At 73.0% G+C, this 12,889-nt stretch carries 8 protein-coding genes; 5 read left to right on the top strand and 3 right to left on the bottom strand.

The genetic code is table 11. The features are described 5' to 3' along the window. Nucleotides 1–264: 264 nt before the first annotated feature. From OUQ99_RS27405 to OUQ99_RS27420, 4 genes are all read left to right on the top strand, one after another. Nucleotides 265–1,731 (top strand): bifunctional cytidylyltransferase/SDR family oxidoreductase, encoded by a 1,467-nt coding sequence (locus OUQ99_RS27405; protein ID WP_267946656.1) that lies wholly within the window; start codon nt 265–267, stop codon nt 1,729–1,731. Further along, the gene (locus OUQ99_RS27410) at nt 1,728–3,797 is read left to right on the top strand and encodes a glycerophosphotransferase (RefSeq protein ID WP_267946657.1); all 2,070 of its coding nucleotides are present in this window, start codon (nt 1,728–1,730) and stop codon (nt 3,795–3,797) included. Before OUQ99_RS27405 ends, OUQ99_RS27410 begins: the two co-directional genes overlap by 4 nt. A gap of 40 nt (nt 3,798–3,837) precedes the next feature. Beyond that, the gene (locus tag OUQ99_RS27415) at nt 3,838–6,570 is read left to right on the top strand and encodes a CDP-glycerol glycerophosphotransferase family protein (protein ID WP_267946658.1); all 2,733 of its coding nucleotides are present in this window, start codon (nt 3,838–3,840) and stop codon (nt 6,568–6,570) included. A 404-nt stretch (nt 6,571–6,974) separates the two neighbouring features. Then, on the top strand, nt 6,975–9,149 hold the full coding sequence (locus OUQ99_RS27420) for an acyltransferase family protein (protein WP_267946659.1): 2,175 nt from the start codon (nt 6,975–6,977) through the stop codon (nt 9,147–9,149). 258 nt (nt 9,150–9,407) lie between these two features. Here the strand turns inward: OUQ99_RS27420 and OUQ99_RS27425 are convergent, their stop codons facing one another. Together OUQ99_RS27425 and OUQ99_RS27430 are read right to left on the bottom strand one after the other, a co-directional pair. Beyond that, a complete protein-coding gene (locus OUQ99_RS27425) occupies nt 9,408–10,172 on the bottom strand; it encodes a crotonase/enoyl-CoA hydratase family protein (protein WP_267946660.1) in 765 nt (254 codons plus the stop codon). A 9-nt stretch (nt 10,173–10,181) separates the two neighbouring features. Then, nucleotides 10,182–10,955: an SDR family NAD(P)-dependent oxidoreductase gene (locus tag OUQ99_RS27430; protein ID WP_267946661.1), complete on the bottom strand. Its 774-nt coding sequence runs from the start codon at nt 10,953–10,955 to the stop codon at nt 10,182–10,184. A 203-nt stretch (nt 10,956–11,158) separates the two neighbouring features. On the opposite strand from OUQ99_RS27430, the gene OUQ99_RS27435 reads away from it, so the two are divergent. Continuing rightward, the gene (locus OUQ99_RS27435; protein ID WP_267946662.1) at nt 11,159–11,755 is read left to right on the top strand and encodes a Uma2 family endonuclease; all 597 of its coding nucleotides are present in this window, start codon (nt 11,159–11,161) and stop codon (nt 11,753–11,755) included. Between the two features lie 4 nt (nt 11,756–11,759). On the opposite strand, the gene OUQ99_RS27440 is transcribed toward OUQ99_RS27435, so the two are convergent. After that, on the bottom strand, nt 11,760–12,788 hold the full coding sequence (locus OUQ99_RS27440) for an ROK family glucokinase (protein WP_267946663.1): 1,029 nt from the start codon (nt 12,786–12,788) through the stop codon (nt 11,760–11,762). Nucleotides 12,789–12,889: the final 101 nt, after the last annotated feature.

The raw sequence follows: 12,889 nt of genomic DNA on the forward strand, positions 1-12,889 counted from the left end.
ACACGCATCCCAGACCAAGACGACCAGAACGAACTACAACTCGCACCGGGCCCCGGGTAAACCCCGGGGCGGCCACGGCCGTCAACGTGACGCCGAAGCATCCACTTTCATCCAGACAACGCACACATGTCATGAAGTGACGCGCATCCCCCGCGCGGGTCCTGATCCCTCCCGCGTTCCCTCTCCCCCACACGTCCACCCCGACGGGGTCCGCGTAGCCGGGGGCGTCGTTCGACATCTCGCGTTTCGACGGGAGACATCACCTTGCCTCACACCTCCGCGCGCCCGACGCCTGCGTCGGCGCACCGCACCGTGGCCGTCGTCCTGGCGGGCGGCAGCGGCCAGCGCATCGGACTGGCCACCCCGAAGCAGCTGCTCAAGATCGCCGGGAAGTCGATCCTCGAGCACACGCTCACGATCTTCGAGCAGGCTCCGAGGGTCGACGAGGTCATCGTGATGATGAACCCCGGGTTCGTCTCCGACGCGGAGGCGATCGTCCGCGGCGCCGGCCTGTCCAAGGTCACGCGCGTCCTGCCCGGCGGCACATCGCGCAACGCCACCACCCAGCTCGCCCTCGACGCCCTGGCGCACCTTCCGGCGGAGACCACGAACGTGCTCTTCCACGACGCCGTGCGCCCGATGCTGTCCCAGCGCGTCATCGACGACTGCGTCACCGCGCTCGGGTCCTTCGAGGCCGTGGACGTGGCGATCCCCTCCTCGGACACGATCATCGAGGTGGACGACGACGTCATCACCGACGTCCCCGTCCGCTCGCGGCTGCGCCGCGGCCAGACCCCGCAGGGGTTCCGCCTGGCCACCATCCGCGACGCCTACGTCAAGGCGTGGGACGACCCGGGCTTCGAGGCGACCGACGACTGCTCGGTGGTGCTGCGCTACTCGCCCGGCGTCCCCATCCACGTGGTGGCCGGCGAGGAGCAGAACATGAAGGTCACCCAGCCGGTGGACATCTTCATCGCCGACAAGCTGTTCCAGCTGGCCTCCTCCGCCACCCCCGAGTTCTCCGACGAGGACTACGCGAAGCGGCTCGCCGGGGCCACCGTCGTCGTGTTCGGCGGCAGCTACGGCATCGGCGCGGGCGTGGCCGACCTGGCGGAGAGGCACGGCGCGCGCGTGTTCCGCTACTCGCGCGGCGCCACCCGCACCAACGTCGCCAACCCCGACGACGTCGCCGCGGCCCTGGAGCAGGCCCACTCCGCCACCGGCCGGGTCGACTTCGTCGTCAACACCGCCGGCGTGCTCCGGATCGGGCGCCTGGACAAGACCGATCCGGAGACCATCGAGGAGGCCCTGCGGGTCAACTACCTCGCCCCGGTCCACATCGCCCGCGCCGCCTTCCCGTACCTGGCCCAGACCGGCGGGCAGCTGCTGCTGTACACCTCCAGCTCCTACACGCGCGGGAGGGGCGAGTACAGCCTGTACTCCTCCACCAAGGCTGCCACCGTCAACCTCACGCAGGCGCTGGCCGACGAGTGGTCGCAGGACGGGGTCCGGATCAACTGCATCAACCCCGAGCGCACGCAGACCCCGATGCGCACCAACGCCTTCGGCGACGAGCCGGCCGGGAGCCTCCTCAGCGCGGAGAAGGTCGCCCGCACGTCCGTGGACGTCCTGTTGTCCGACCTGACCGGCCACGTCGTCGACGTGCGCCGCGAGGACCCTCCCGGCGCCGTGACCGGCGCCCCCCGCGGGGAGACGGAGGGAGCCAAGTGAACAAGTTCAGAGAACTGGGCAGGGAGACCATCGGCTGGTCCGCCCTGCTCGGGCTGTCCTACCTGGTCATGCTCGCCGGCGTGATCACCGGCCTGTGGTGGGTCTTCCTGGTGGGGGCCGTCGGCAGCTACGCCATGGACGCCCTCCTGCTGCACCGCCTGCCCGCGCTCGCCAAGCTCGTCCAGCAGATCCGCCTGGGCATCACGCCGCGGGCCCTGCTGCGCCAGCTCCTCGCCCTGGGCCTGCTCATCACCACGCCCACGGCCACCTCCACGGGCATCGGCATGGTCCTGCTGACCTGCCTGGTGCTGTTCGGGCTCCAGCTGGTGTGCGGTGTGGCCGCCCGGCTGCTGCGGATGCGCCGCCGCCTGCCGATCGTCACCCGCAACATCGACCTGGGCCCCCTGCGCATCCCCGACAGCCCGCCCATGGTGCTCGTCCGCGAGCCCATGAGCCGCCTGCTGCCCCTGGACGCGTTCCTGGTCGCCGGAGCGGTCGCCTACGTCGCCGAGGGCGCGGTCTGGGCCGTCGTGGTCGGGGCGATCGCCTCCGTGTCCCTGACCGTGCTGGCCCTGGCGCTGTTCGGGTGGCACCTGGCCCGGGCCCGGACCATCCCCGAGTCCGAGCGGGTCATGGAGTTCGCCCAGAACTGGCTGGACTCCTACCGGCCCGAGGTCGTCCTGTACTTCTCGGGTTCGGCCGACTCCGCCTACCAGGTCAACATGTGGCTGGAGGCCGTGGCCGCGCTGCCGCGCCGGTCGGTGGTCGTCCTGCGCGAGCGGGTCATCGCCGCGCAGCTCGCCCCGACGCCGGTGCCGGTCCTGTGCGTTCCCACCTCGACCGACCTGATGGCGCTGGACTTCGGCCCGGCGCGCGTGGCCCTCTACCCGGCCAACACCGGCAAGAACATCCACATGCTGCGCAACCCGCTGCTGGGCCACGTGTTCATCGGCCACGGGGACAGCGACAAGGTCGCCAGCATCAACCCGTTCAGCAAGGTCTACGACGAGGTGTGGACCGCCGGACGGGCCGGGCGCGACCGCTACGACCGCGCCCGGGTGGGCGTGCGCGACGACGAGATCGTGGAGGTCGGCCGCCCCCAGCTCGACGCGATCCGCACCGACACCGCCCCCAACGCCGTGCACAGCGTGCTGTACGCCCCGACCTGGGAGGGGTGGACGGACGAGCCCGGCAACACGTCGCTGACCGACGCCGGCCCGGCGCTGATCCGGACACTGCTGGCCGCCGAGCCGCGGGTGCGCGTCCTGTACAAGCCGCACCCCTTCACCGGGGTCCGGTCCGCGGCCGCCCGCGGCGCGCACCGCCGCATCGTCGCGATGCTGGAGGAGGCCAACCGGGCCGCGTCCGCGAACGGCGACCGCGCCCCGGCGGGACGCGAGCGCCCGGACCTCGCCTCCCTCGAACGGCGCCTGGCCGCCTTCGACACCGACAACGGCGCCACCGACGAGGCCCACAACTCCCGTGAGGAGGGCACCGCCGACCCCGGCGCCGCCGCCGAGCTCCAGCAGCTGTCCGAGGAGTGGCACCGGGTGTACTGGGAGGGCCGCGCCGACACCGAGCACCTGGTCATCCAGGGGCCCCGCCCGACCCTCTACTCGTGCTTCAACCAGGCCGACCTGCTCATCAGCGACATCTCCAGCGTCGTCGCCGACTTCATCGCCACCGAGAAGCCCTACGCCATCACCAACTGCGAGGGCATCACGGACGAGGAGTTCCAGGACAAGCACCCCACCTCCGGCGCCGCGTACATGCTCGCGCCGGACGGGGGCGGCCTGGAGGCCGCGCTCGCGGCGGTCCGGTCGGCCGCGACCGACCCCCTGGCGGAGGACCGCACCAGGCTCAAGGCCTACCTGCTCGGCTCCGGCGACTCCAGCTCCCAGTCGCGCTTCGAGGCCGCCGTCGACGACCTCTACCGGCGCAGGAGCGACCAGCACCCGGTCGGCTCCGGGGCGGCGTCCGCGGACGCGCCCGACCCGGACGACGCACCCGGATCCTCCGCCGACTCCCCGCCCTCCGGGGCGGACCCCGCTCCCGCGCGTGTGTGACGCCCCGTCCACCGCGCTCCTGAAAGGAACCTGACAACCCATGGCCGGAGCAAAGCGCACGGTCCCCGAGGAACTCCAGCGCCTCATGCGCTACCTGCCCGAGTCCGAGCAGGACGAGCGGGCGCGCTTCCTCGCCGCCGCCGACGAGTTCGTCGGCGGCTCGGCCCCCGGTGACCTGAGGGCCTTCTCCCCGCTGACCAGGGTCAAGCTGTGGCTGGCCAAGGAGCACCGCCTGGACGACCTGGAGACGGTCATCCGGTACGAGCGGGACAACCCGCAGGCCCACCTGGTGCGGGGACGCCTGTCGCCCTCGGTCGAGGTGCCCGGCATCGCGCCGTCGTCCCTGCCCAGGGAGGTCACCCGGCTCAAGAACTCCGAGATGCCGCTGGTCACCAAGCTGACCGACATGGCCTGGGTGGAGGGACGCCTGCGCCTGCGCGGGTACGCGTACGTGCGCAACGTGCCCGTGGAGTCGGCGCCGCGCGTCCCCGCGATGGCGTGGCTGACCGACACCGCCTCGCGCCGGCGCGTCGTGGTCCGCATGGCCCCGCGGCACGAGCCGCGCGCCACGGCCGACTCCAAGCAGGCGCTGCACTGCTACGACTGGGCCGGGTTCGAGCTGTTCGTCGACCCCGCCAAGCTGCGCGGGAGCCAGGGCTGGAAGCCCTCGACGTGGTCGCTGACCCTCGGCGTGTGGGCCTCCGGCAGGCCGCACAGGGCGGGGCTGGTCCCCGGCGACATCGGCCCCGCCGGACACCAGCACGCCCACCGCCTGGACGCGTCCACCCGCTGGGTGAGCGCGTTCCGCAAGAAGCGGCTGGAGTTCGAGATCCAGTCCGTCGAGGCCGAACTCGTCGGCCACTCCCTCGACGCCGACCTGCTCAGCCTCGGGCTGCGCGGCCCGGCCGAGCGTCCCGTGGAGGGCCTCGTGCTCTCCCACGGCCCGGCCAAGGAGCCGGTCGAACGCGAGTACAGGGCCGAGGCGGACGGCCCCGACGGGCGCCGCCGCGTCACCGTGCCCCTCGCCGACCTCTCCGTGGCGGACACGGAGGAGACCCGTGAGCTGCGCGCCCACGCGGTCGTCGGCGGGCGCCGGGTGCCGGTCGTCGTCGCCGAGGGCGTGCTCTCACAGGCGCACCCGACCGACGGCGGCCGCGAGATCTCGGTGGGCGTCACCGCCGTGGACACCCTCGTCCTGCACGACCGCCTCCGCCAGCCCGTCGTGGACGCGATGGAGTGGGTGGAGGGCGACCTGGTGCTGTCCGGCTCCTACACGGGCCCGGACCGGGACCGCGTGATGGTGCTGCGCCACGGAGAGCGGTTCGAGGAGGTCCCCGTCCCGGTGGAGGTCGCCGACGGGCGCTTCCGGGCGGTGATCGACCCCGAGCACCACGACTCCCACGGCGACACCCTGCCGCTGCGCAAGGGCCGGTGGTACATGTCGTTCCGCTCCGTCCGGGACTGGGACGACTCCAACGACGTACCGGTGAAGATCCGGCACGACCTGGTGCCGCGACTGCCCCTGGTCCACCAGGGGGCCAAGCGCTCCTACTCCGTGGACCACCGGTTCCACGACCGCCTGTTCCTGTCCCCCGCCAGTCCGCTCGACGACTCCGAGAAGGGCGCCTACCGGCAGAGGGTCCTGCGCGAGGCGTTCACCGCGGAGCAGAAGGCGCTGCCCCTGCGCGCGGCGGTGTTCTACAACAGCTTCGGCGGCAAGCAGTTCTCGGACTCGCCGCGGGCCGTGTACGAGGAGCTGGTGCGCCGCGGCGTGGAGGTCGACCACCTGTGGTCGGTCGACGACCAGCAGGTGTCCCTGCCGCCGGGCGTCGTGCCCGTGGAGTGGCACAGCCGCGAGTGGTACGAGGCGCTGGCCCGGAGCCGGTACGTCGTCACGAACGTCGGCATCGGCGACTGGTTCGTCCGGCGCGAGGGGCAGACCGTGGTGCAGACCTGGCACGGCACCCCGCTCAAGAAGATCGGCGCCGACCTGCTCGGCACGCCGAAGGCCAACCGGGCCTACATCGCGAGCCTGCCGCACCGGTCCCGCCAGTGGGACTTCCTGGTCTCGCCGAACTCGTTCACCACGCCCATCATGCGCGGCGCGTTCCGCTGCGAGACGGAGATCCTGGAGGCGGGCTACCCGCGCAACGACGTCTTCCACGCCCCCGACCGCGAGGAACGCGCCGAGCGGACCCGCAAACTCCTCGGCATCCCCGAGGGCAAGAAGGTGGTCCTCTACGCCCCGACCTGGCGCGACGACCAGCGCTACGGCGGGACCCGCTTCAAGCTCGACCTCCGGATCGACCTGGAGGCGGCGCAGCGCGAGCTCGCCGAGGACCACGTGCTGCTGTTCCGCAAGCACCCGAAGGTGCTGGACAGCATCCCGGGCGCGGGGCAGGGGTTCGTGTGGGACGTGTCCAAGTACCCGGACATCGCCGACCTGTACCTGATCACGGACGTGCTGATCACCGACTACTCGTCGGTGTTCTTCGACTTCGCCCACTCCGGCAAACCGATGCTGTTCTTCACCTACGACCTGGAGCACTACCGGGACACCCTGCGCGGGTTCTACTTCGACCTGACCGCGCGGGCCCCGGGGCCGCTGATCAAGACCTCGGACGAGCTCATCGGCTCCATCCGGGACATCGGGTCCGTCACCGAGGAGTACGCGCAGCAGTACGAGGCGTTCGTCCGCGACTTCTGCCACCCCTCCGACGGCCGTGCCACACAGCGGGTGGTCGACCGCATGCTGGGCGGCGGCGAGGGCTAGGACGTGTTCTCCGCCCCCGGGCGCCGGGTCCTCCCGGAGCCCGGGGGCGGAGCCGTGCGCCCCGCCGCGGCGGAGGGGCGGAAAGGCGGATCGGGGCCGGGCACGCCCGGCGCACCGTCCGCCGCCGTGTGATCCGGGGCACCCGCCCCCCGGCGCGAGGCTACGCGTCAACACTGATTCCGTCTCGACTCGACAACAGGGTCCGCCCGGGAGGCGGGCCGCCCGCGGCGCCCGCCGATACTGGACCCGCAGGGTTTCCCGGGCGCCGTCGGCGCCCCGGCGCCGCGTCCGGCTCCCGCCCCCGGCGGCGCCGGGCCCGGTCCTCCCGCGACCGCGCTCCCGGAGCACGGCCCGGCCGCTGCCCCTGGCCCACCCCTGTCGAGTCCCGAGGCTGATCCGCACCCGTGCCCCTTCCCGCCCCCTTCCGCCCCGAGCCCTCCCCCGCCCGCGTCGAACCGGGGCGGCGGCGCTCCGACATCGAGGGGCTGCGCGCCGTCGCGGCGCTGCTGATCGCCGTCTACCACATCTGGTTCGGCACGGTCTCCGGAGGCGTCGACGTCTTCCTCCTGCTCACCGGGTTCCTCGTCACCGGCTCGCTGGTCCGGTCGGTGGAGCGCGACGGGCGGATCGCCTTCGGGGCGTTCTGGGCCAGGCTGGTCGAGCGGCTCTTCCCGGCGGGGGCGGTGGTGCTCGCGGCCGTGCTGGCGGGCGCGTACCTGATCCTGCCGCGTTCGCGGTGGACGGGGGTCATCGCGGAGGTACAGGCCTCGGCGCTGTACTTCGGCAACTGGCGCCTGGCCCTGGACTCGGTCGACTACATGGCGGAGAACGCGTCCGCGAGCCCCGTGCAGCACTTCTGGTCGCTGGCGGTGCAGGGGCAGTTCTACCTGCTGTGGCCGCTCCTGATCGCGGCGGCCGGCCTGCTCGCGGCGCGGCTGGGCCGGAACGTGCGCGCGGTCGCGCTGCCCGCGGTGGGCGCGGTGCTGGCGGTGTCGTTCGCGTACTCGCTGTGGATCACCGCCGCCGAGCCCGTGTGGGCCTACTTCGACACCGGGGCGCGGTTGTGGGAACCGGCCCTGGGGGGCGTGCTCGCGCTGGTCGTCCACCGGGTGCGCCTGCCCCGGAGGCTGCGGACCGCCGCGGGATGGCTGGGGCTGGCCGCGCTGGCCGCCTGCGGGGTGGTGGTCGGCGACGCGCTCCCCTACCCCGGTTTCGCGTCCCTGTGGCCGGTGTGCGCCGCGGTCCTGGTCGTCCTGGCGGGCACGGGCGGGGACGGCGCCCCGCTGTCGGCGACCCGCCTGCTGGGACTGCGCCCGCTCACCTGGTTGGGCGGCCACGCCTACACGCTGTTCCTGTGGCACTGGCCCGTGCTGGTGTTCCACCTGGAGGTCACCGGCCAGGACCGCCCGACACCGGCGGGCGGCCTGCTCGTGCTGGGCGTCTCGTTCGCGGCCGCCGTGGCCACGAGCCGGGTGGTGGACGGGGGCGTGGGCCGGCTCACCCGTACGCGGAGCGCCCCGTCGTGGTCGCTGGCCGCGGGCGTCCTGTTCGTCGTCCCCGTGCTGGCCGCGGGCCTGCTGTGGGGCGGGTCCATCGAGCACGACCGCAGGCTGCGCCTGGAGCTGAGCTCCGACCCGCTGGCCTACCCGGGCGCCGCGGTGCACCTGGACCCCGAGCTGAGGGCGAACCTGCCCGCGCTGCCGGTGTACCCGGACACGACCACGGTCGTACGGGACACCATCGACCAGACCTCCGAGTGCAACTCCCTGCTCCCGGACACGGAGATGCGCAGGTGCGTGTTCGGCGACCCCGGGGCGGACTACACACTGGTGCTGACCGGCAGCTCGCACGCCCGGCACTGGTTCCAGGCCCTGCGCCCCATCGCCGAGCGGCACGGGTGGCGGCTGGTGGTGATGACCAAGAACGCCTGCCAGTTCAGCGCGGAGCCGCAGACCTACCGGGGCGAGCCCTTCGCGGAGTGCACCGTCTGGAACGACCGGGTGATGGACGAGATCGCGACGCTGCGGCCCGATGCCGTGTTCGCCCTGGGATCGCTGACCCGGGCGGGAGAGGGCGCCTCCGAGCACGTGCCGGACGGTTTCGTGGAGCGGTGGCGGCAGCTGGAAGACCTGGGCGCGGACGTGGTCGCGGTCCGCGACACCCCCCGTTTCGGGTTCGACGTGGCCGAGTGCGTCGACCGCCACGGCGCCGGGCGCTGCACGGAGGACCAGTCCCGCTCGATGGCGCTCTCCTCCCCCTTCGAGGACCTGGAGGAGGTGCCGGGCAACACGCGGTTCCTGGACATGACCGACTACCTGTGCGAGGAGGGCCGGTGCCGCGGGGTCATCGGCAACCAGCTGGTGTACTACGACTCCGACCACTTCTCCTACGCGTTCTCGACGTCGCTCGCGGTGGTCCTGGAACCGCACCTGCTCGACGCCCTCGTGGACGCCCCTGCGGACGGGGGCTCCCTCGCCGAGGCGGCGGGCCACCCGCTCGTGCCCGTCGGCTCCTCCGGGGAGGAGGCGGACGGGCCACCGCGTACCGGCCCCACGGGAAGCGGCGGGGAGGGGCCCTGACGGTCGCGCCCCGGTGGCGTGGACCGGACCCTCCCCCGCGCGGCGGTCCCCGCGTCCTCCAGGCGGCCGTGCGCGCCCGCCGGGCGCGGTGCGGCGTCCGGGGCCGGCCCTGCGTCCGGGACAGGGACACCGGGGCCGGGCGGGGGCCTGGCGGCGTCCGGGGCCGGGCCCCGTCCGGCCCCCGGGCGCGGACGACGGCGGCGGCCGCCCCCGGGAGGGGACGGCCGCCGCACGCGGAGCCGGAGGCGCCGGGCGGCGCTACTCGCCCTTCCACACGGGGGCGCGCTTCTCGGCGAACGCCGCCGCCCCCTCCATCGCGTCCCGGCTGGCGAACACGGGGCCCGCCAGCTCGTTCTGCCTCTCCCACATCTCGGCGGAGGACCAGTCGTCCGAGGAGGCGATGATCTCCTTGGACACCCTCACCGCCAGCGGGCCGTTGGGGGTGATCCGCGCCGCCAGGGCGCGGGCCCCCTCCAGTGCCCCGCCGCTCACGGTGACCTGGTTGACCAGGCCCAGCTCGGCCAGCCGGGGGGCGCCGACGAAGTCGCCGGTGAGGGCGAACTCCATGGCGATGTTGCGCGGGATCCGGTGGTGCAGGCGCAGCAGCCCGCCCGCACCGGCGACCAGGCCGCGCTTGGCCTCGGGGATCCCGAACTGGGCGTCCTCGGCGGCCACGACCAGGTCGCAGGCGAGGACCGCCTCGAACCCGCCCGCGAGGGCGTAGCCCTCGACGGCGGCGATCAGCGGCTTGCTCGGACCGCGCTCGGCGAACCCGCCGAATCCGCGCCCCTCCACCAGGGGGACCTCGCCCTTCATGAAGGCCTTGAGGTCCATCCCCGCGCAGAAGGTGCCGCCCGCGCCGGTGATGATGCCGACGCTCAGGTCCTTGCGTGCGTCCAGGTCGTCGAGGGCTTCGGCGACCTGGGCGGCGACCGCGGCGTTGACCGCGTTCCTGGCCCCGGGCCGGTTGATGGTGATGACGGCGACGCCGTCCTCGGCCGTGTAGAGAACCTCGTCGGACACGGTGTCCCCCTACTTCGGCGGCATGCGGAGCGCGCCGTCGATGCGGACGACCTCTCCGTTGACGTAGCTGATCTCCAGCAGGGCGCGCGCCAGCTTCCCGAACTCCGCGGCGGTGCCGAGGCGCTTGGGGAAGGGGACCGGCGCGGCCAGACGGGCCTTGAACTCCTCCGAGGCGGGGCCCTCCCCGTAGATGGGGGTCTCCAGGATGCCGGGGGCGATCGTGTTGACCGTGATGCCGACCGCGGCGAGGTCGCGGGCCGCGGGGAGGGTCATGCCGATGACGCCGCCCTTGGAGGAGGAGTAGGCGATCTGGCCGATCTGGCCCTCGATGCCCGCGAGGGAGGCGGTGTTCACGATCGAGCCGCGCTCGCCGTCCTCGTTGAGCGGCTCGGTCTTGGCGATCTCGGCCGCGGACAGGCGCAGCACGTTGAAGGTGCCGATGAGGTTGACCTGGATGACCTTCTGGTAGCTGTCCAGGTCGTGGGGGGTTCCGTGGCGGTCGACGGTACGGGTCGCCCAGCCGATCCCGGCGCAGGAGACCGCGACGCGGAAGGGCCTGCCGGTGTCGACGGCGGCCTGGACCGCGGCCTTGACCTGGTCCTCCCGGGAGACGTCGGTGGAGACGAAGACCCCGCCGATCTCCTTGGCGACGGCCTCGCCGCGTTCGGCGTTGAGGTCGGCGACGACGACGGTGGCGCCCGCTGCCGCGAGCTCCTTGGCGGTGGCCTCGCCCAGGCCACTCGCGCCGCCCGAGACGAGGGCGGAGATTCCGTTCAGATCCATGGCCCGAACTCTACCGAGGATGCGACCCACGCACTAGAACCGGGTTCGGTTAATTGCGGACGACCTCTCCGGACCGGAGCCCGCACCGTCCCACCGGCCCCTTTCCCGCTCCGACGCACCTTGTCGTCACGGAGCGCTACCTTCCTGTCATGAGCAGAGCAACAGGATTACAGTGGGCTCAGGAATCGCCCCCGGAGGAATCGATGACCGCCGAGCCGCTCCCCGCCTGGTTCATGCCGCCGCCCGGTGGATGGACCGCCGATCACATGGACAACCTTCCCCCGGGGGTGCCCCGGATGGAACTCATCGACGGAGCGCTCGTCCTGCTTTCCCCCCAGACCCGGTTCCACAGTCAGGTCATGCGTCGGCTCGCCAATGCCTTGGAGGACTCGGCTCCCCCGAACGTCGAGGTCCTGCAAGAGATGACGATGAAACTCGGTAAGTACCAGAGGCCGGAACCCGACGTACTCCTCTACCGGTTCGAGAAGGGCGACGAGGAGCACCTCGACCGGTACCGGGCCACCCACGTACCGCCCGAGAACGTTCTCGTCGCCATCGAGATCGTGTCCGACGAGTCCCGGGACCGGGACCGCACCACAAAACCCCTCAAGTACGCACAGGCGGGCATTCCCCACTTCTGGAGGGTCGAGCACGAGGAGAACGGCCCGGCGATCCACGTCTACGAGCTCGACGGGACGAAGGACCCCCGCTACGTGCCGGTCACCATCGCACGGGAACGGCTCAAGCTGGACGTGCCCTTCCCGATCGACATCGACGTGAAGGCGCTGGCCCCCCGCTGACGGCTCAGCCCCGGTACGGCCCCCTCAAGCGCCGCTGGCGGCGCCTCTGGTGCCACCGGGGCAGTCCCTCCCGGGCGAGGTCGGCGGCGCCGATCAGCCCCGCCTCGTTCCCGAGGGCCGCCGCCGCGACCCGTGCGGTCGGCCGGTAGCCCCGTCCGGTGAGGTTGCGCTCGAACGCCGCACGCGCCGGTGCCAGCAGCAGCTCCCCCGCCTCGGACACGCCGCCGCCGATGATGAACAGCTCCGGGTCGAACGCCGCGGCCAGATTGGCCAGGCCGGTCCCCAGCCACTCCCCCGCGTCCTCCATGAGCTCCACGCACGCCCGGTCGCCCTTGCGCGCCAGCTCGCTCACCAGCGGACCGGTGATGAGCCGGGCGTCGCCCCCGACCGCCTGGTGCAGGGCCCTGGCCACAGGGGACTCCGCCGCCACCAGCTCCCGGGCCTCCCGGGTCACCGCGTTGCCGCTGGCGTACTGCTCCCAGCACCCGCGGTTGCCGCACTCGCACCGGTGGCCGCCCGGCACCACCGTCATGTGTCCGAACTCACCGGCCAGCCCGTACCGGCCGCGGTGCAGCCGACCGTCCAGCACCACCGCCCCGCCGATTCCCGTGCCGAGGTTGACCACCACGACGTGGTCCACGCCCTGGCCGGAACCGGCGCACACCTCCGCCCACGCGGAGGCGTTCGCGTCGTTCTCCACCACCACCGGCAGGCCCAGCCGCAGCGACAGGGCGTCGCGCAGCGGCTCCTTGCGCCACGACAGGTGCGGGGCGAACAGCACGTTCGCGCGCCGTTCGTCCACGAAGCCGGCCGCGCCCACCCCCACCGCGCGCACGGGGAACTCCCGGCGCAGCTCCTCCACCGCGGACACGATCGTGTCCTCCACCACCGCGGGGCTCTTGCTCCGCTCGGGCGTCTCCGTGCGCAGGCGGGCGAGGATGCGCCCGCCCGGCGTCACCACGCCCGCCGCGACCTTCGTGCCGCCGATGTCCACCCCGATCGTCAGGGCGTGCCCGTACCGCGTGTCCGCCATCGTGACCACTTCACCGGTTCCAGGGACCCGCGCCGGAGTGGCGGGTCCGCCACACAGGGGAACGCGCACCCGGGCGGCGTCGTGCCCGGGTGCGCGTTCGA

Origin of the sequence: Streptomonospora nanhaiensis, from assembly GCF_026642255.1 — a bacterium.
GTDB classification, from domain to species: Bacteria; Actinomycetota; Actinomycetes; order Streptosporangiales; family Streptosporangiaceae; genus Nocardiopsis; species Nocardiopsis tropica.

Bases quoted from the DNA above. Each gene is read 5' to 3' on its own strand.
- OUQ99_RS27415 (WP_267946658.1), top strand. From the start codon at position 3,838: ATGGCCGGAGCAAAGCGCACGGTCCCCGAGGAACTCCAGCGCCTCATG.
- OUQ99_RS27430 (WP_267946661.1), bottom strand. From the start codon at position 10,955: ATGGATCTGAACGGAATCTCCGCCCTCGTCTCGGGCGGCGCGAGTGGC.
- OUQ99_RS27435 (WP_267946662.1), top strand. From the start codon at position 11,159: ATGACCGCCGAGCCGCTCCCCGCCTGGTTCATGCCGCCGCCCGGTGGA.
- OUQ99_RS27440 (WP_267946663.1), bottom strand. From the start codon at position 12,788: ATGGCGGACACGCGGTACGGGCACGCCCTGACGATCGGGGTGGACATC.